Source organism: Streptomyces sp. V1I1 (assembly GCF_030817355.1).
Classification (GTDB): domain Bacteria; phylum Actinomycetota; class Actinomycetes; order Streptomycetales; family Streptomycetaceae; genus Streptomyces.
The window spans coordinates 4,224,371-4,241,923 of sequence record NZ_JAUSZH010000001.1; the positions used below are offsets into that span (position 1 = coordinate 4,224,371).

At 71.3% G+C, this 17,553-nt stretch carries 14 protein-coding genes, 1 tRNA gene and 2 pseudogenes; 12 read left to right on the plus strand and 5 right to left on the minus strand.

The genetic code is table 11. From position 1 onward, the window contains the following. Positions 1-37 precede the first annotated feature (37 nt). The 11 genes and pseudogenes from QFZ67_RS19835 to QFZ67_RS19885 all read left to right on the plus strand — a co-directional run bounded on the left by QFZ67_RS19835 (position 38) and on the right by QFZ67_RS19885 (position 11,230). A tRNA-Arg gene (locus tag QFZ67_RS19835) sits at positions 38-110 on the plus strand. 139 nt (positions 111-249) lie between these two features. Further along, on the plus strand, positions 250-1,110 hold the full coding sequence (locus QFZ67_RS19840; protein WP_307662422.1) for an arginase family protein: 861 nt from the start codon (positions 250-252) through the stop codon (positions 1,108-1,110). Positions 1,111-1,138: 28 nt separating this feature from the next. Then, positions 1,139-2,011, plus strand: a complete 873-nt coding sequence (locus QFZ67_RS19845) for a DUF2797 domain-containing protein (RefSeq protein WP_307662423.1) — start codon at positions 1,139-1,141, stop codon at positions 2,009-2,011. 87 nt (positions 2,012-2,098) lie between these two features. Further along, positions 2,099-2,443: an antibiotic biosynthesis monooxygenase gene (locus QFZ67_RS19850; RefSeq protein WP_307662424.1), complete on the plus strand. Its 345-nt coding sequence runs from the start codon at positions 2,099-2,101 to the stop codon at positions 2,441-2,443. Beyond that, the gene (locus tag QFZ67_RS19855; RefSeq protein ID WP_307662425.1) at positions 2,436-3,356 is read left to right on the plus strand and encodes an amidohydrolase family protein; all 921 of its coding nucleotides are present in this window, start codon (positions 2,436-2,438) and stop codon (positions 3,354-3,356) included. Before QFZ67_RS19850 ends, QFZ67_RS19855 begins: the two co-directional genes overlap by 8 nt. Before the next feature lie 66 nt (positions 3,357-3,422). Then, entirely contained in the window at positions 3,423-4,160 is a 738-nt protein-coding gene (locus tag QFZ67_RS19860) for a response regulator transcription factor (protein ID WP_307662426.1), read from the plus strand. A 52-nt stretch (positions 4,161-4,212) separates the two neighbouring features. Beyond that, the gene (locus tag QFZ67_RS19865) at positions 4,213-5,670 is read left to right on the plus strand and encodes a HAMP domain-containing sensor histidine kinase (protein ID WP_307665899.1); all 1,458 of its coding nucleotides are present in this window, start codon (positions 4,213-4,215) and stop codon (positions 5,668-5,670) included. A gap of 25 nt (positions 5,671-5,695) precedes the next feature. After that, the gene (locus QFZ67_RS19870) at positions 5,696-7,057 is read left to right on the plus strand and encodes a bifunctional glycosyltransferase family 2/GtrA family protein (protein WP_307662427.1); all 1,362 of its coding nucleotides are present in this window, start codon (positions 5,696-5,698) and stop codon (positions 7,055-7,057) included. Further along, positions 7,054-9,310: pseudogene (locus QFZ67_RS19875) on the plus strand (ArnT family glycosyltransferase). The gene QFZ67_RS19870 and the pseudogene QFZ67_RS19875 overlap by 4 nt, the downstream one beginning before the upstream one ends. A gap of 73 nt (positions 9,311-9,383) precedes the next feature. Further along, positions 9,384-10,404: pseudogene (locus QFZ67_RS19880) on the plus strand (MFS transporter). 34 nt (positions 10,405-10,438) lie between these two features. Next, positions 10,439-11,230, plus strand: coding sequence for a TetR/AcrR family transcriptional regulator (locus QFZ67_RS19885; protein WP_307662428.1), 792 nt, complete (start codon positions 10,439-10,441; stop codon positions 11,228-11,230). Positions 11,231-12,271: 1,041 nt separating this feature from the next. Here QFZ67_RS19885 and QFZ67_RS19890 read toward each other — a convergent pair. From QFZ67_RS19890 to QFZ67_RS19900, 3 genes are all read right to left on the minus strand, one after another. Beyond that, a complete protein-coding gene (locus tag QFZ67_RS19890; RefSeq protein ID WP_307662429.1) occupies positions 12,272-12,739 on the minus strand; it encodes a PPOX class F420-dependent oxidoreductase in 468 nt (155 codons plus the stop codon). A 128-nt stretch (positions 12,740-12,867) separates the two neighbouring features. Further along, positions 12,868-14,751, minus strand: coding sequence for an MFS transporter (locus QFZ67_RS19895; protein WP_307662430.1), 1,884 nt, complete (start codon positions 14,749-14,751; stop codon positions 12,868-12,870). Positions 14,752-14,774: 23 nt separating this feature from the next. Continuing rightward, positions 14,775-15,230 carry a MarR family winged helix-turn-helix transcriptional regulator gene (locus QFZ67_RS19900; protein ID WP_307662431.1) on the minus strand — a complete coding sequence of 152 codons (456 nt, stop codon included), beginning with the start codon at positions 15,228-15,230 and terminating at the stop codon, positions 14,775-14,777. A 194-nt stretch (positions 15,231-15,424) separates the two neighbouring features. Between QFZ67_RS19900 and QFZ67_RS19905 the strand changes: the two genes are divergently transcribed. Next, positions 15,425-15,643, plus strand: a complete 219-nt coding sequence (locus QFZ67_RS19905) for a hypothetical protein (RefSeq protein ID WP_307662432.1) — start codon at positions 15,425-15,427, stop codon at positions 15,641-15,643. A gap of 29 nt (positions 15,644-15,672) precedes the next feature. Here QFZ67_RS19905 and QFZ67_RS19910 read toward each other — a convergent pair whose 3' ends face one another. Both QFZ67_RS19910 and QFZ67_RS19915 read right to left on the minus strand, forming a co-directional pair. Then, positions 15,673-16,476, minus strand: coding sequence for a hypothetical protein (locus QFZ67_RS19910; protein WP_307662433.1), 804 nt, complete (start codon positions 16,474-16,476; stop codon positions 15,673-15,675). Positions 16,477-16,536: 60 nt separating this feature from the next. Beyond that, positions 16,537-17,400, minus strand: a complete 864-nt coding sequence (locus QFZ67_RS19915; protein WP_307662434.1) for an RNA polymerase sigma factor SigF — start codon at positions 17,398-17,400, stop codon at positions 16,537-16,539. Between the last annotated feature and the right edge of the window lie 153 nt (positions 17,401-17,553).

Here is a 17,553-nt window from a genome sequence, read left to right on the forward strand (position 1 = left end):
CGCAACGCCGACCAGGCACAAAAGCCCGGAACGCCAAGCACTCGTAGCTTAACGGATAGAGCATCTGACTACGGATCAGAAGGTTGCAGGTTCGAATCCTGCCGAGTGCACACAGCTGAGAGGCCCCCGGAGAATTCCGGGGGCCTCGTGCGTTGCCCGTACCCCCCTCGTCCGTCCCGGTCGCGACGTCGCCCTTGACCGCCCATCATCGACAGCGACCTGAGCGTGCGTCCGACGAAGGGATCCGGGGTGCGAGAGCCGGCGATCATCGAGGCGCCGTCCGTCCTCGGGCTGCGGCCGTCCGGGGTTGAGGAGCTGCCCGCGGCTCTGGTCGGGGCCGGGCTCGGGGATCGGCTCGGGGCGGTGCGGGCGGGGAGGGTTGAGGCGCCGGCGTACGACCCGGGGCGGGACCAGGAGACCGGGGTGCTCAATCCGGGTGGTATCGCCGATTACTCCGTACGGCTGGCGGACGCTGTTGGCGGGGTCATCGATCGGGGGCTCTTCCCAATCGTCCTCGGCGGGGACTGCAGCATCCTGCTCGGCAGTCTTCTCGCGCTGCGCCGACGGGGTCGGTACGGCTTGCTGTTCCTCGACGGGCACACCGACTTCTACCAGCCGGCCGCGGAGCCGACCGGTGAAGTGGCGTCGATGGAGCTCGCCCTGGCGACCGGACGCGGGCCGCGGGTGCTGGCCGATATCGAAGGTCTTGGGCCGCTAGTGCGGGACGAGGACGTCGTCGCCTTCGGGTTCCGTGACTCCGAGGAGTCCGCGGCGGCCGGGATGCAGCCGCTGCCGGAGCGGCTGCATGCCGTCGACCTCGACGGGGTGCGTGCGATTGGGGCAGCTGCGGCGGCGCGGCAGGCCGTCGGGCGGCTCGGCGACTACTGGGTGCACCTCGATGTCGACGTGCTGGACGACGCGCTCATGCCGGCTGTCGACTATCGCCTGCCCGGTGGGCTGAGCTGGGCCGAGCTGGAGAGCGTGCTGCGGACGGCGCTGGGCGACGAGCGGGCCGTCGGTCTGGATGTGACGATCTTCAATCCGCGCCTCGATCCCGACGGGACCATCGCCGCTCGCCTCGTCGAGTGCCTGTGCCGAGGGCTCGGGTAGCGTCCCGCGTAGTCGGGCGGAGGTGTGTATGGCGTGGCGGTGCACCGGGCTCAGCTGGCCGCGCGGGGCGCGGACGGCCGTACTCGCGTGGGAAGGCGGGCGGGTCAGCCCGCTGACCCCTGGGAAAGAGCTGGGGTTCCGGGCGGAAGGGCAGCGGCGGTGTGTCGGGGCGCGTGGGAATCCCTGTCCCCTGGTGGCCGTCGTGAGCGGGCGGGCAACAGGAGCGCGGTGTGCGGAGTGCGCGCGGCTGGACCGGGCGCACTCGGTGGCCGCCGACACCATGGCCGACGATCCGCGGACGTACCGCGTGTATCTGGCCTGGTTCGGGCCGGGGATGGTCAAGGTCGGGATCACCGCGGAGGAGCGCGGGCCCGCGCGGCTGCTTGAGCAGGGGGCCGTGGTCTTCAGCTGGCTCGGACGCGGGCCGCTGATGGCCGCGCGGCGGACCGAGGAGTTGCTGCGCAGTGCGCTGGGGGTGCCGGACCGGATTCCGTACGCGGACAAACGGGCGGTCCGGGCCGCGCTGCCGGGGGCGGCCGAGCGCGCCGCGGAGGTCGAGGAGCTGCACCGGCGTGCGGTCGGGCTTACCGGGTGGGCCGAGTCGCTGGAGCGCATCGGCTTCGAGGCGGTCGACCACGCCGGGGTGTTCGGTCTCGACGGGCTGCCGGCCGCGACCGGGGTGGTGCGCGAGCTGGTGGACGGCGGGGTGGTGGCCGGGCGGCTGATGGTGGCCGCCGGCCCCGATCTGCATCTGCGGACCGCGGGGGACGGGCTTGTCGTACTCGATACCCGGCTGATGACCGGGTGGGCGCTCGTCGGGTCCGATTCGGGGGCGGGGGTGACGGTGCCCCTCGCCGACATGGGCTCCGCGCCCGGATCGGTGCAGGACGGGCTCTTCTGACCGGATGGTCAAGTCTTGGATCCCGTTTGGATCCCTTACGGCAATGAGGGTGGACACCTCCCTGACCTGGCACGGAAGGTGGGCGTCATGAGCATCGAAAACATCAGGCCTGTCGCGGCACACGAACCGCCTTACTACACCGTGGTGTTCACCTCCGTTCAGACCGAGCGGCCCGAGGGCTACGGCGAGACCGCCGAGAGGATGAAGGAACTTGTGCAGGAGGTCCCCGGCTTTCTGGGATACGAGTCGGCGCGCACCCCCGGCGGACTCGGGATCTCCGTCGGCTACTTCAGGGACGAGGAATCCATAGCCGCCTGGCAGCGGAATCTGGAGCACCAGGCGGCGCAGAAGCGCGGACGCGCCGAGTGGTACGAGAGCTACAGCGTCCATGTCGGCAAGGTCGAGCGGAGTTATGGATTTGAGCGTGAGTGAAGTCAATGAGACGGCGGACCAGGACGAGGCTGCGGACGTAAGGGAGTTCTGGACGCGGCTCGGACTGCCGGGGCTCGTCGACGTACACACCCACTTCATGCCGGAGCAGGTCCTCAAGAAGGTGTGGGCCTACTTCGACGCCGCCGGGCCGCTGACCGGCATGGAGTGGCCGATCACCTACCGGCACGAGGAGGAGCGACGGGTCGCGCTGCTGCGTGACTTCGGGGTCCGTGCCTTCACCTCGATGCTCTATCCGCACAGGGCGGGCATGGCCGAGTGGCTCAATGGCTGGGCCGCGGACTTCGCGCCGCGCACACCCGAGTGCCTGCAGACCGCGACCCTCTTCCCCGAGGAAGGAGTCACGCGGTACGTGCGCGAGGCCGTCGAGCGCGGGGCCCGGATCTTCAAGGCGCACCTCCAGGTGGGGGCGTACGACCCCAATGACGCGCTGCTCGATCCCGCGTGGGGGCTGCTCGCCGATGCCGGGGTCCCGGTGGTGGTGCACTGCGGGTCCGGGCCGGTGCCCGGCAAGCACACCGGGCCCGAGCCGGTGGGGCGATTGCTCGCGCGGCATCCGCGGCTGCGGCTGGTAGTGGCGCACATGGGGATGCCGGAGTACGCCGACTTCCTCGATCTCGCGGAGCGGTACGGGGAGGTCCGCCTCGACACGACGATGGCCTTCACGGACTTCAGCGAGCGCTTCGCGCCCTTCCCCGAGCGGGAGAAGGGGCGGCTGCTGGAGCTGACGGACCGGATTCTCCTCGGGACCGACTTCCCCAACATTCCGTATCCGTACGCCCATCAGCTACAGGTGCTCGAACGGCTCGGGCTCGGGGACGGCTGGCTGCGGGCGGTCTGCCACGACAACGGCGCGCGGCTCTTCGACCTGCCCGACGCTCCCGCCGCCTCCTAGCGCTTTCTCAGGGAATTCACAGGGACGGGCAAGGACCCTCTCAGGGCGAGGTCGCAGGGTACGAGCATGACCGCGACCTCGCCCCAGGGGCGTACCGAAATGCTCAGGCCGGACGGCAGCCCCGTCCGGGTGCTCGTCGTGGACGACGAGGCGGCGCTGAGCGAGCTGCTGTCCATGGCCCTGCGCTACGAGGGCTGGGAGGTGCGCAGCGCCGGGAACGGCGCGGGCGCGGTGCGTTCGGCGCGCGACTTCCGGCCGGACGCAGTGGTGCTCGATGTGATGCTGCCCGACATGGACGGTCTCGCGGTGCTGGGGCGGCTGCGGCGCGAACTGCCCGAGGTGCCGGTGCTCTTCCTGACCGCCAGGGACGCGGTCGAGGACCGGATCGCGGGGCTGACGGCGGGCGGCGACGACTATGTCACCAAGCCGTTCTCGCTGGAGGAGGTCGTGGCCAGGCTGCGCGGGCTGATCAGGCGGTCGGGGACGGCGGCCGTACGAAGCGAATCCCTGCTGGCGGTCGGGGACTTGACGCTCGACGAGGACAGCCACGAGGTGAGCCGGGGCGGGCAGTCGATCCATCTGACGGCGACGGAGTTCGAGCTGCTGCGCTTCTTGATGCGCAATCCGCGGCGGGTGCTCAGCAAGGCGCAGATCCTCGACCGGGTGTGGTCGTACGACTTCGGCGGGCAGGCAAATGTCGTCGAGCTGTATGTCTCGTATCTGCGGAAGAAGATCGACGCGGGGCGTACGCCGATGATCCACACCCGGCGTGGGGCCGGCTATCTGATCAAGCCCGGTGAGTAGGACCCGGAGCCGCCGGCGGTCGCTGCGGACCCGGCTCGTGGTCTCGGCGGTGATGCTGATCGCGGTGGTGGCGGCGGTGATCGGCACGGTCACGGCGATCGCGTACCGCACCTATCTGTACGGCCAGTTGGACATCCAGCTGCGCAACGTCGCGGCCCGGGCCGCGGGCCCGCCGGACACGGACGGCGGGCGGCCGCCCATCGATACGCTGTCCAAGGATCCGCTGGGCTTCGTCACCGGCGGCGGTATGCCGGTGGGCACCGTCGGCGCCCTGGTTGCCGACGACGGCAGCATCGACCGGGGCGTGGCCAGCACCGAGCAGGCGTCGGACGGACTCGCGCCGCAGGTGAGCCCGCTCACCGTGGCGCAGACCGAGGCCTTGACGGAGGTACCGCGCGACGGCAGTCCGCACACCGTGGAGCTGGCGGGCCGGGGCGACTACCGGGTCAGGTACACCACCGGGATGCGCGGTTCCTTCCTCGTCGGGCTCCCTACGCGAGAGTTGCAGGACGCGCTCGGCACCCTCGTCGTGGTCGAGGTCTGTGTCACCGGCGCCGGACTGATCGCCGCCGGGATCGCCGGCGCCGCCCTTGTCGGCGTCGCGCTGCGGCCGCTGCGGCGGGTAGCCGCCACCGCCACCAGGGTCTCCGAACTGCCGCTGGACAGCGGCGAGGTGGCCCTGCTCGAGCGGGTCCCGGACGCCGAGGCCGATCCGCGGACCGAGGTCGGGCAGGTCGGCGCCGCGCTCAACCGGATGCTGGGGCACGTCGGTTCGGCGCTCGCGGTGCGGCAGGAGAGCGAGACGCGGGTACGGCAGTTCGTCGCGGACGCCAGCCATGAGCTGCGTACACCGCTGACGTCGATACGCGGCTACGCCGAACTCACCCGGCGCGGCCGGGAGCACGTCGGCGCGGACACCCGGCATGCGCTGGGGCGGATCGAGGCCGAGGCGACCCGGATGACGGGCCTGGTGGAGGATCTGCTGCTGCTCGCCCGTCTCGACGCCGGACGCCCGCTCTCGTACGAGAGCACTGATCTCTCACCGCTGGTCGTGGACGCGGTCAGCGATGCGCGGGCGGTCGGCCAGGACCACAAGTGGCTCCTCGAGCTGCCGGTCGAGCCCGCGGCGGTGCGGGGCGACGGCGCCCGGCTCCATCAGGTGCTGGTCAATCTGCTGGCGAACGCCCGGACCCACACACCGCCCGGCACGACCGTCACCGCGCGGGTGCGCGTCGGCGGGCCGAAGGTCGTGCTGGAGATCGAGGACGACGGGCCCGGCATCCCGCCCGAGCTGCAACCGCACATCTTCGAACGGTTCGCGCGCGGCGACGCGTCCAGGTCCCGGCACGCTGGAAGCACCGGTCTCGGCCTGGCGATCGTGCAGGCCGTCGTCACCGCGCACGGCGGCACCGTGACGGTGTGGTCCCGGCTCGGGCACACCGTCTTCGCGGTGGAACTGCCCGCCGCGTACGACTCACAGACGGGGCACAGGCACATCACACAGCCGTGACAGCGCGCCCGCCGAGTGTCGTTCCATGCGAACCGACACCCCAAGGGGGACTCTGCCGGCCCGGGAGCATCTGCTCGCCGACACGGCCGACCTGCCCGTACTCGACGTGGTGATCCCGGTCTACAACGAGGAGGATGACCTCGAGCGGTGTGTGCGCAGGCTGCACGACCACCTCGCACGGACCTTCCCGTACGGCTTCCGGATCACCATCGCGGACAACGCGAGCACCGACAGCACGCCCGAGGTGGCCGCCCGGCTCGACCGCTCGATCGCCGAGGTACGGGCGTACCGGCTGGAGCAGAAGGGCCGGGGGCGTGCGCTGCGCACCGTGTGGTCGCACTCCGACGCGCCCGTCCTCGCCTATATGGACGTGGATCTGTCCACCGACCTCAACGCCCTGCTGCCGCTGGTCGCGCCGCTGATTTCCGGGCACTCGGATCTCGCGATCGGGTCCCGGCTCGCGCGCTCGTCGCGCGTGGTCCGGGGCCCGAAGCGGGAGTTCATCTCGCGCGCCTACAACCTTATTCTCAAGTCGTCGCTGGCGGCGCGGTTCTCCGACGCGCAGTGCGGATTCAAGGCGATACGGCGGGAGGTGGCCGAGCGGCTGCTCCCGATGGTCGAGGACACCGGATGGTTCTTCGACACCGAGCTGCTGGTGCTGGCCGAGCGAGCCGGGCTGCGTATCCACGAGGTGCCGGTGGACTGGGTCGACGACCCCGACTCGACGGTGCACATCGTGAGCACGGCGACCGAAGACCTCAAGGGTGTGTGGCGGGTGGGGCGGGCGCTGGCGGTCGGCGCGCTGCCGCTGGACCGGCTGGCGCGGCCCTTCGGGGACGATCCGCGGGACAGGCAGCTGACCGGAGTGCCGGGCGGACTTGCCCGGCAGCTTGTCGGCTTCTGTGTGGTCGGCGCGCTCTCGACCCTGCTGTATCTGCTCTTGTACTCGGTCTTCCGGGCGGGAGCCGGGCCTCAAGTCGCCAACGCGGGCGCGCTGTTGCTGTCCGCCGTCGCGAACACGGCCGCGAACCGGCGGCTCACCTTCGGGGTGCGCGGCCGGGACCGCGCCGTACGCCATCAGGCCCAGGGCCTGGTCGTGTTCGGCATCGGCCTCGCCCTGACCAGCGGCTCGCTGGCGGCCCTGGACGCGGCCGCCGGGAATCCGTCCCACGGCACGGAGCTGGCGGTCCTGATCGCCGCGAACCTGGCGGCGACGGTGCTGCGGTTCCTGCTCTTCCGCGCGTGGGTCTTCCCCGACCGGCGCGGTGACGTGTCTGTGCCGGGCGGACCGGGCGCACCCGGCGCCCCTCGCGGGGACACGACCGCGCCGCTGTACGCCATGTCCCTCGACGACGAGACGATCACGATGACGAGGAATCGACGATGACCACGCAACACGACCGATACCAGGGTATGCAGCCAGGCGGTGCTGCCGCCGTGGACGCCGTGGCCGCCGCCGGGGACGCTGTCACCGTGGCTCCGCCCGTGTGGGCGGAGCCCTCCGCCCCCGCGGGGCACGGACTACGGCGTTCCGCGTCGGCGCCCGCGCGCTGGTGGCGCGGGCGGGCCGAGGACGCCCGCTGGGTGCGCCCCGCCTTCCTCGCGCTCCTTGTCGCCACCGCGCTCCTCTACCTCTACAACCTGAGCGCGTCCGGCTACGCCAACTCCTTCTACTCCGCGGCGGCCCAGGCCGGCAGCGAGAGCTGGAAGGCCTTCTTCTTCGGCTCGTCCGACGCCGCGAACTCCATCACCGTCGACAAGCCCCCGGCCGCGCTGTGGCCGATGGCCCTGTCCGTACGGCTCTTCGGGCTCGGCTCCTGGCAGATCCTGCTGCCCGAGGTGCTGATGGGTCTCGCCACGGTGGGCGTGCTGTACGGGGCCGTACGTCGGCGCTTCACGCCCACAGCCGGGCTGATCGCGGGCGCGGTGCTCGCCGTGACGCCCGTCGCCGCGCTGATGTTCCGCTTCAACAACCCGGACGCGCTGCTCGCACTGCTGATGACGGTGACGGTGTACTGCGTGCTGCGCGCCCTCGAAGGCGCGCGGACGAAGTGGCTTGTCTGGGCGGGCGTCGCCGTCGGCTTCGCGTTCCTGACGAAGACGCTCCAGGCGTTCCTGATCCTGCCGCCGCTGGCGCTGGTGTACGCGGTGTGCGCGCCGACGACGCTGCGGCGGCGGCTCGGCCAACTCGCCCTCGCCGGGCTCGCGATGGTCGTCGCGGGCGGCTGGTGGGTGGCGATCGTCGAGCTGTGGCCCGCCTCCTCGCGCCCGTACATCGGCGGCTCGCAGAACAACAGCTTCCTGGAGCTGACCTTCGGCTACAACGGCCTCGGCCGGATCAACGGCAATGAGACCGGCAGCGTCGGAGGCGGCGGTGGCGGGGCCCGTGGCGGCGGTGGCGGCGGCGGTGGCGGCTGGGGCGAGACCGGCATCGACCGGATGTTCAGCGGGAACATCGGCGGCCAGATCTCCTGGCTGCTGCCCGCCGCGCTGCTGCTGCTCATCGCCGGACTCGTCGTCACCTGGCGTGCTGGGGGCACCTCCCAGGCCGGCAGGCTCTGGGGGAGAACTGACACTGCGCGGGCGGCGTTCCTGGTCTGGGGCAGCTCGCTGCTGATGACCGCGGGGATCTTCAGCTTCATGGCCGGGATCTTCCACGAGTACTACACGGTGGCGCTGGCGCCGTACATCGCCGCGCTCGTCGGCATGGGCGCCACGGTGCTGTGGGAGGAGCGGCGTTCGTTCCTCGCGTCGGCGGCGCTCGGCGGCACGGTCGCGGTGACGGCGTACTGGTCGTACACCCTCCTTGGCCGGAGCACGGACTATCTGCCGTGGCTGCGGTGGGCGGTGCTGATCGGCGGTCTGGCGGCCGCGGCGGGGCTGCTGCTCGCGGGGCGACTCGGCCGTCGGCTGGCGCTCGGCCCCGCGGTGCTGGGGCTTGCGGCGTCGCTGGCGGGGCCGGTCGCGTACTCCCTCACGACGGTGAGCGAGGGGCACGCGGGCTCGATCGTGACGGCGGGACCGGCGGTGGCGGGAGGCCGCGGTGGTCCGGGCGGTGGTGGTGGTCCGGGCGGCGGTGACGGCGGGGCCGGCGGGCGGATGCAGCCGCCCGGCCAGGCGCAGGGCCAGGGCCGGAACCAGCAGGGTGGTCCCGGCGGCGGCATGGGCCAGCCCCCGACCGGCGGGCAGCAGGGCCAGGGTCGGGTCCAGGGCCAGATGCCCGGCGCGTTCCCGGGCGGCGGCCAGGCCGGCGAGCGCGGCATGGGCGGCGGCATGGGTGGTCTCCCCAACGGCGCGAACGTCAACTCCAAGGTCGAGGCCAAGCTGAAGCAGAACGCCGACGACTACACCTGGGCCGCCGCGGCCATCGGCTCCCAGAACGCGGCCAGTTACCAGCTCGCCACCGAGAAGCCGGTGATGGCGATCGGCGGCTTCAACGGCAGTGACCCGTCCCCGACCCTCGCGCAGTTCAAGCAGTACGTCGCGGACGGGAAGATCCACTACTTCATCGCGAGTGGTGGGCAGGGCGGCGGGCCCGGCGGCAACTCCAGCTCCGGGATCACCTCCTGGATCGAGTCCACCTTCACCAAGGTCACCCGTTGACGGCGCGACGCTCTACGACCTGACCGACGAGGAATAGCCCTATACGGCGTACGAGGATTCCTTGTGCGGTGTACGAGACCTGAGTCGCGTACACCGTACAAGGGGCGTCCATGACGGCGACGACCGCCGAGACCGACCCGGTCGACACGCGCCCCTCGGGCACCTCGGGCCATCCGCAGCGCTGGCTCGTCCTCGGCGTCATCTGTCTCGCCCAGCTCACCGTGCTGCTCGACAACACCGTCCTGAGTGTCGCGATCCCCTCCCTCGCCAGGGAGCTCGACGCCTCCACCGCCGACATCCAGTGGATGATCAACGCGTATTCGGTGGTCCAGTCGGGACTGCTGCTCACCGCGGGCAACGCCTCCGACCGCTACGGCCGCAGGAAGACGCTGATCTCCGGCCTCGCGCTGTTCGGCGTCGGCTCGCTCGCCGCCGGGCTTGCCCAGTCCACCACCCAGCTGATCGCCGCCCGAGCGGGCATGGGCTTCGGCGGCGCGTTGCTGATGACCACGACCCTCGCGGTCGTCGTGCAGATCTTCGACGCCGCCGAACGGGTCAAGGCCATCGGACTCTGATCCACCGTCAACTCCCTCGGCTTCGCGGCCGTCCGCTGATCGGCGGGGTCATGCTCGACCACTTCTGGTGGGGCGCGATCTTCCTGATCAACATTCCGGTGGCGGCGATCGGCCTGTTCGCGGTCGTCGCGCTCGTACCGCAGTCCAAACCCGCAGGGCGACCGCCCGGACCTCCACGCAGGTCCTGGCCTCGGCCGCGGCGGGGATGCGTACTCCGGCATGCTGCTCGGTCTTGCGGTGAGTGGGGGCGGGGGTGGGCGCGGGCATCAACGGCACGCTCGCCGAGTTCGGCAACGGGCTGGGCGGGCCGTCCTCGGTGCCGTGCTCAGCTCCCGCTTCGCCGCGCTCGTACCGACGGGTGGGCGCGGCCTCGCTGCCCGCGGCGCTGGCGGCCGCGGGCGATGCCGATGGGCGGGAGCGGATCTCGGACGCCTTTGCCTCCGGCCTCCGGACGAGTCAGCTGGTCGGCGCGGTGGCGGTGCTGGCCGGTGGCCTGCTGGCCGCGATGCTGCTGCGGCGGTCGGACCGGGCAGAATCACCCAGGGCAGCGGAATAGCATCGGGGCGGGGGCCAACCGAGGAGGGTGCGCGATGGTGAGTGCGGCCGACCGCGCGAAGGGTCCCGCGCGGACGAGTGTGTGGCTGGACGGCAAGGACCGGGATCGTGACCGGGATCGGGATCGGGACCGGGGCCGTAAGTCGGGCCAGCCGGCCGGCTTGGACCGCGACAAGATCATCGAAGCGACGGTCCGGCTGCTGGACTCCGAGGGCGCGGCCAAGTTCTCGATGCGCCGCCTGGCCGCGGAGCTGAACGTCACCGCGATGTCCGTCTACTGGTACGTCGACACCAAGGACGACCTGCTGGAGCTCGCCCTCGACGCGGTGTATGGAACCTTCCCCCTGCCGGACGTGAGCATCGAGACGGACTGGCGCGACCAGCTGCGTGAACTGGCCACGGGCTACCGGGCGTTGCTGGTGCGGCACCCGTGGGTGTCGGCGCTGATCGGTACGTTCCTGAACATCGGGCCGCACTCGATGGCGTTCTCGCTGGCGGTGCAGCAGGTGATGCGGAACACCGGGCTGCCGCCGCACGGGCAGATGGGCGGGCTGTCGGCGGTCTTCCAGTTCGTGTACGGGTTCGGAACGATCGAGGGGCACTTCATCCAGCGGTGCGCGGCGGCGGGGATGAGCCAGGACAAGTACTTCCGCCAGGCGATGGGGACGATCAGCGAGCAGCCGGAGTTCAGGGAGAGCTTCGCGAACGCGTCGGAACTGATGGAGGCGCGGGGCGGGGACACGGTGGAGGAAATGCGGGAGCGGGACTTCGACTTTGCGCTGGAGCTGCTGGTGGCCGGCATCGAAGCGATGGTTGCTCGCGCGTAGGGGGGTGGCCCGGGGCCGCGGGGGTCCGCGGTGCGGGCTGCGGGGTTGCCCGGTTTCGTGGGGTGCGGGGGTGCGGGGGTGCGGGTCGCGGTGTTGCCCGGTGCCGCGGGTGCGGGGGGCCGCGGTGCGGGTCGCGGGGTTGCCCGGTGTCGTGGGGTGCGGGTTCCGGGGCCCCTCCGGGCTCGACTCCTCGGGGCCGGCGGCGTGAAGGGGTTCGTGTTGATCACTGGGTCCGGCCGCCGATCCCCTGCGGGGACGACCCTGCACGGCCCCTCCCCAACGGGAGGTACTCGGTTCGGGCCCGCCCGGGGGCGCGAAGCCGCCGCCCGGTGGGACGCGGGGGCGCCAGCCCCGCTTTCGCGGGCTCCGCGGCGAAGCCGCCAGAGCGGCCGGGGGCTAGCCCCCGCCTTCCTGGGGTCCGCGGCGAAGCCACTGGAGCGGCGGGGGTGCGGACCCACGTTCCTGGGCGGCGCGAAGCCGCCGGAGCGGCATGGGTGCGGCGGCGCCAGCCCCGCCTTCCTGGGCTCCGCGGCGAAGCCACCGGAGCGGCGGGGGTGCTGACCCACGTTCCTGGGCGGCGCGAAGCCGCCGCGTGGCAGGGGTGTAGGGCGCCGGCCCCGCCTTCCTGGGCTCCGCGACGACCCCGCCGCGTGGCGGGGTATGGGGGCGCGTCGGCCCCCGTCTCCGGTTTCGTGTTCGGCGCGAGGCCGCCCCGCTTTCGCGGGCTCCGCGGCGAAGCCGCCGGAGTAGCCGGGGGTGTGGGGGCGTCAGCCCCCACGTACCCTCCCCCTCCCCGCCAGGGGGCCTGGGGGCAGCGCCCCCAGTCTCGGGAAGGGGCGGGGTGGGGGAAAGTTCGCGCCCGCGCCCTGCGTACCCCTCCGCCCAGGGGCCGGGGCATGCCCCCCCACGCGGCGGAGCCGCAAATTGACACAGCCGGGAAGGGGCGGGGTGGGGAAAGGACCGCGCCCTCACCCCGCGTACCCCTCCGCCAGCGGCCAGGGCATGCCCCCTACCGCGGCGCAGCCGCAAAGCCCCCGCGCGTCAGTTCTCGCTCAGCCTCGCCGGGAACCCGCCCTTCGCGATCGGCCCCCACCTCCCCGGCGTCACCCGAATGATCGACTTCCCCTGCTTCACCATCGCCTCGCGATACTCGTCCCAGTCCGGATGATCCCCCGCGATATTCCGGAAGTACTCCACCAGCGGCTCCACCGACGCCGGGGAGTCGATCACCTCCGCCGTGCCGTCCACCTGGACCCACGGCCCGTCCCAGTCGTTCGACAGGACGATCAAGCTGACCTGCGGGTTCCGCTTCGCGTTCCGGGTCTTCGCGCGTTCCGGGTACGTGGAGATCACGATCCGGCCCGAGTCGTCGACCCCGCAGGTCAGCGGGGAGCCCTGCGGGGTGCCGTCCGTCCGGGTGGTCAGCAGGATTGCCCGGTGCCTGGGGCGTACGAACTCCAGCAACTCGTCCAGGTCCACCGTGGTGTTGGTGGCGATGTTGGGTGCCATGCGCGGCAGCCTAATCCTCAGGCCGTCGGCAGGACCTCACCCTGGACGGCCCGGATGGCCTGCTTCACCCTCAGCGCCGTGCCGATTGCCGAGGAGCCGCCTCCGCCCGGAGCGCTCCGGGGGATCGACTACTCGCCGGGGTGGGCGAGTTCGATGTCGTGCCCTTCGATCCCGCGACCGGCCACCGTCAGCGCGCCCGCCACTGGGGGTACCTCCCACGCCGAAGGCAGTGGGGGAGGGGATCCGGTCGCGATGACCGTGTACTGCCCCGTGTCCAGGTCGGCGAAGCCGTACGCCCCGTCGTCCCCGGTCGTCGCGGTGGCGACCACGTTCCCCGTGGCGTCCAGCAGGGTCACCCGGGCGTCCGCCAGCGGACGGTGATCGGTGCCTGCCCGCACGACACCCCGGACAGAACCCTCCGACGTCTCCGGCGCCGCGCTCGACTTGAGCGCCACCTCCTTGATGAACAGCGTCACCAGGAAGGCCAGCAGCGCGAACGGCGCCGAGTAGAGGAAGATGTCGCCGACGCCGTGCCCGTACGCGCTCTCCATCACCGTACGGATCGGAGCCGGCAGCTTGTCCAGGTCGGGGATGCCCCCGCCGCCCGTGCCGCCGTGGCCCAGCGCCGCGCCCTGCGGGCCGAGTTCGGCGAGCCCGTCCTTGACGTACTGCGTAACCCGGTTGGACATCACCGCGCCCAGCGCGGAGACGCCGACCGCGCCGCCCAGCGAACGGAAGAAGGTGACCACCGAGCTGGCCGAGCCGAGGTCAGCCGGAGCGACCTGGTTCTGCGTGCAGAGCACCAGGTTCTGCATCATCATGCCGAGGCCGAGACCCATGACGGCCATGAAGACCGCGATGTGCCGGTACTCGGTGTCGTACCGGATGGTGCCCAGCAGACCGAGGCCCGCCGTCACCAGCACGGCGCCGCTGACCAGCCACGCCTTCCAGCGGCCCGTCTTGGTGATGATCTGGCCCGAGAGGGTCGACGAGATGAACAGGCCGCCGATCATCGGGATGGTCATGACGCCCGACATCGTCGGCGACTCGTCGCGCGCCAGCTGGAAGTACTGGCTGAAGAAGACCGTGCCCGCGAACATCGCGACGCCGACGAACAGCGAGGCCAGCGAGGCCAGCGTGATGGTGCGGTTGCGGAACAGCCGCAGCGGGATGATCGGCTCGCTCGCCTTCGACTCCACGAGCAGGAAGAGCGCGCCGAGCACGACCGAGCCGCCGAGCATGGCGTACGTCTGCCAGGAGATCCAGTCGTACTTGTCACCGGCGAAGGTCACCCAGACCAGCAGCAGCGAGACCGCGGCGCTGATGAAGAACGCGCCCGCCCAGTCGACCTTGACCTGCCTCTTCACCACCGGCAGCTTCAGAGTCTTCTGCAGCACGATCAGCGCGATGAGCGCGAAGGGCACGCCGACGTAGAAGCACCAGCGCCAGCCGAGCCACTCGGTGTCGGTGATGACGCCGCCGAGCAGCGGGCCGCCGACGGTGGCGACGGCGAAGGTCGCGCCGAGGTAGCCGCTGTAGCGGCCGCGCTCGCGCGGGGCGATCATCGCGGCCATCACGATCTGCGCGAGGGCGGAGAGACCGCCGACGCCGATGCCCTGGACGACGCGGCAGGCGATGAGCATGCCGACGCTCTGTGAGAGCCCGGCGACCACCGAGCCCAGGACATAGATGACCAGGGCTATCTGGACCAGCAGCTTCTTGGAGAAGAGGTCGGCGAGCTTGCCCCACAGCGGGGTGGTCGCGGTCATCGCCAGGAGCGAGGCCGTCACCACCCAGGTGTAGGCGCTCTGTCCGCCGCCGAGGTCGGTGATGATCTCCGGCAGGGCGTTGGAGACGATCGTGGACGACAGGATGGCGACGAACATGCCGAGCAGCAGCCCGGACAACGCCTCCATGATCTGCCTGTGTGTCATCGGCGCGCCGTCGGCAAAGGAGTGCCCTCCATGCTTGGCGTGGCCGCCCCGCACACCGGCTGGTGTGGTCGTAGCCATTGAGTTCCTTGTCTTGCGTCGTGTCATGCGGGTGTACGGGGGGCGTGGGCCCGGCAGTCTCCGAAGGAGTCGCGCAGCCTGGCGAGCATCACGATGAGCTGTCCGACTTCGTCGTCGGACCAGTCGTTGAGGTGGCGGGCGAACATGTCGGTGGTTCGCTGGGCGAGCTCGTCGAGCGTGTCCAGGCCCGAAGGGGTCAGCCGCAGGATGCGGGAGCGCTTGTCGCCCGGGTCGGGGGTCCGTTCGATCCAGCCGCGCTCGGCGGCGTGGGCGACATGCCGGCTGGTCACCGACATGTCGACGGCGAGGAGCTCGGCGAGCCGGCTCATCCGCATCCCACCGTGCCGGTCCAGCAGGGTGAGCACGGCGGCCGAGCCGGACGGGCACTCGACGGGCAGGATCCGCGCGATGCCACGCTTTATGGCGCCGATGGCGCTGAGCTGGCGGGCCAGTTCCGCGTACTGACTCTGTGCGGCCATGGCAGGCCCCTCCCCATCTTGTTGCTTAGGGCAACCATAGAAGCCGTTGGTTGCTACAGGCAAACGAAAACGGGCTTGCAGTAGTAAAGGAACACCAAAGCCTTCGCATGCCGCCGGTCATGGCCCGCGCAGGGAGATATCTGCTGCCCGCCCGGGGTTGGGCCCGCCACCCGGGTTCGCTAGGGTCCTGCCCCATGGCACACAACCCCCACGCTCCCCAAGGTCAGGGCCCCGAGGGCAACTACGACCCGGCGGGCAGCACCCAGATGTTCCGCGCCTTCGTCGACGAGGGTGCGCCGCAGGGCCGCCAGGCGGCGGCACCCGCGCAGTCGTCCTCGCGCGCCGGGCTGATCGCCGGCGTCATCGCGGCCGTCGTGATCCTCGGCGCGGTGGCCTGGCTCGCGCTCGGCTGATCACGCCGACCGAGTCACCTTCCGCCGGGTCACTTCCATACGGCGGTGACGCTCTGGGTCTCGATATGCATGCCCAGCGGCACCCGCCAGGCGTCCACGCACACGGTGTACGCCTGCTTTCTCAACCCTCCCGCGGCGATCGGCGCGGGCAGGGGCTGAGCCGACTCGATGGTCGCCCAGTCGATCCCGAGTGCGCCGATGATGTGCGTCGCGAAGGTGACGGTGCCCGAGGTCACCGGTGAGCCGCCGGTGTTGCGGAACTGAACCGTCACCTTCTCGCACCAGCGCTTGTCGAGGGCGGCACGGACCGGTTGGCCGAGCGTGAGTACGGCGGGCCCGGCGGGGGTCGGGGCCGGCTTCGGCGGTGTACCGGGCGGGGTTGGGGTGGTGGGGGTGGCAGGAGGGCCGTCCGAGCCACCTGATCCGCCAGAGCCGCCCGTGCTTCCCGTACCGCCTGAGGCTCCGCCCGTACCGTCCGGGCTTCCGGTGCCGCCTGCGCCGCCACCCGTACCGCCGACGGCACTTCCCGTACCGCCGCTCGTACTTCCCGTGCCGCCGCCGCCCGGGACGGCGGGCAGCTCCCGCTCGCCCGGCTTCCCCGGCTTCTCCTCCGGCGTCTTCCCCTCCGAGTCACCGGACGGCACGGCGCCGTCCAGCGGCACCAGTACGACCTTGCCCGTCGGCGGCACGGCGGCGCTGGGCGCCTCGTCGGGCCCGGACCCGGCGGCGCCGACCGCCACATAACCGTCGCCGCCACCGCTCCCGCACGCGGTCAGCGCCCCGCCGAGGCAGAGCGCGACCGCTGCGAGAGCTGCTCCATGACGTCGTCGCATCGCGTCAGTGTGTCTGACGCACCGTCAATAAGGAACCCCGCTCACTGGGTTCCGCCGGGTTCAGTCGGCGATCAGGCCCTCCCGCAGCTGCGCGAGCGTACGGGTCAGCAGCCGCGAGACATGCATCTGGGAGATGCCGACCTCCTCGCCGATCTGCGACTGGGTCATGTTCGCGAAGAAGCGCAGCATGATGATCTGCCGTTCGCGGGGCGGGAGTTTGGCCAGCAGGGGCTTGAGCGACTCCCGGTACTCGACGCCCTCCAGCGCCGAGTCCTCGTACCCGAGCCGGTCCGCCAGCGAGCCTTCGCCGCCGTCGTCCTCGGGCGAGGGGGAGTCCAGGGAGGAGGCGGTGTACGCATTGCCGACGGCGAGGCCGTCGACCACGTCCTCCTCCGACACCCCGAGCACCGCGGCAAGTTCGGGAACGGTCGGGGAGCGGTCCAGCTTCTGCGCCAGCTCGTCGCTGGCCTTGGTCAGCGCGAGCCGCAGCTCCTGGAGCCGGCGCGGCACCCGCACCGACCACGAGGTGTCGCGGAAGAAGCGCTTGATCTCGCCGACGACCGTCGGCATCGCGAACGTCGGGAATTCCACCCCCCGTTCGCAGTCGAACCGGTCGATCGCCTTGATCAGGCCGATCGTGCCGACCTGGACGATGTCCTCCATCGGTTCATTGCGGCTGCGGAAGCGGGCCGCGGCGTACCGCACGAGGGGGAGATTGAGCTCGATGAGGGTGTCACGCACATAGGTGCGCTCCGGGGTGTTGCCCGTGCCCGCGGCGTTCTCGGTATCCAGCGCGCGCAGCCGCAGGAACAGGGAGCGGGACAGGGTGCGGGTGTCGATGGCTTCCGAGCTGTCAGGCACGACGGGTGCGGGAGCGCTCTTCGTGAGCGTGAGCACCTTGGAGCTGCCCTGTTCTGAGGACATGCCACCCCCTTGAGGTCGCGGACGGTCGCGGCGGCCACGACCATCGGAGGAACGCAGCCTCCACCTGAATACCGGAGGCGGGGCTGCGGCAAACGCGGTTCCGGCAGAATGTCACATGTCGGCAACACGCTGTAGTGACATGTCGACAAGTGT

What these genes read in the sequence shown, in the direction of transcription:
- QFZ67_RS19845 (WP_307662423.1), top strand. Translation starts at nt 1,139, where the DNA reads ATGGCGTGGCGGTGCACCGGGCTCAGCTGGCCGCGCGGGGCGCGGACG.
- QFZ67_RS19850 (WP_307662424.1), top strand. Translation starts at nt 2,099, where the DNA reads ATGAGCATCGAAAACATCAGGCCTGTCGCGGCACACGAACCGCCTTAC.
- QFZ67_RS19860 (WP_307662426.1), top strand. Translation starts at nt 3,423, where the DNA reads ATGACCGCGACCTCGCCCCAGGGGCGTACCGAAATGCTCAGGCCGGAC.
- QFZ67_RS19865 (WP_307665899.1), top strand. Translation starts at nt 4,213, where the DNA reads ATGCTGATCGCGGTGGTGGCGGCGGTGATCGGCACGGTCACGGCGATC.
- QFZ67_RS19870 (WP_307662427.1), top strand. Translation starts at nt 5,696, where the DNA reads ATGCGAACCGACACCCCAAGGGGGACTCTGCCGGCCCGGGAGCATCTG.
- QFZ67_RS19885 (WP_307662428.1), top strand. Translation starts at nt 10,439, where the DNA reads ATGGTGAGTGCGGCCGACCGCGCGAAGGGTCCCGCGCGGACGAGTGTG.
- QFZ67_RS19890 (WP_307662429.1), bottom strand. Translation starts at nt 12,739, where the DNA reads ATGGCACCCAACATCGCCACCAACACCACGGTGGACCTGGACGAGTTG.
- QFZ67_RS19895 (WP_307662430.1), bottom strand. Translation starts at nt 14,751, where the DNA reads ATGGCTACGACCACACCAGCCGGTGTGCGGGGCGGCCACGCCAAGCAT.
- QFZ67_RS19900 (WP_307662431.1), bottom strand. Translation starts at nt 15,230, where the DNA reads ATGGCCGCACAGAGTCAGTACGCGGAACTGGCCCGCCAGCTCAGCGCC.
- QFZ67_RS19905 (WP_307662432.1), top strand. Translation starts at nt 15,425, where the DNA reads ATGGCACACAACCCCCACGCTCCCCAAGGTCAGGGCCCCGAGGGCAAC.
- QFZ67_RS19910 (WP_307662433.1), bottom strand. Translation starts at nt 16,476, where the DNA reads ATGCGACGACGTCATGGAGCAGCTCTCGCAGCGGTCGCGCTCTGCCTC.
- QFZ67_RS19915 (WP_307662434.1), bottom strand. Translation starts at nt 17,400, where the DNA reads ATGTCCTCAGAACAGGGCAGCTCCAAGGTGCTCACGCTCACGAAGAGC.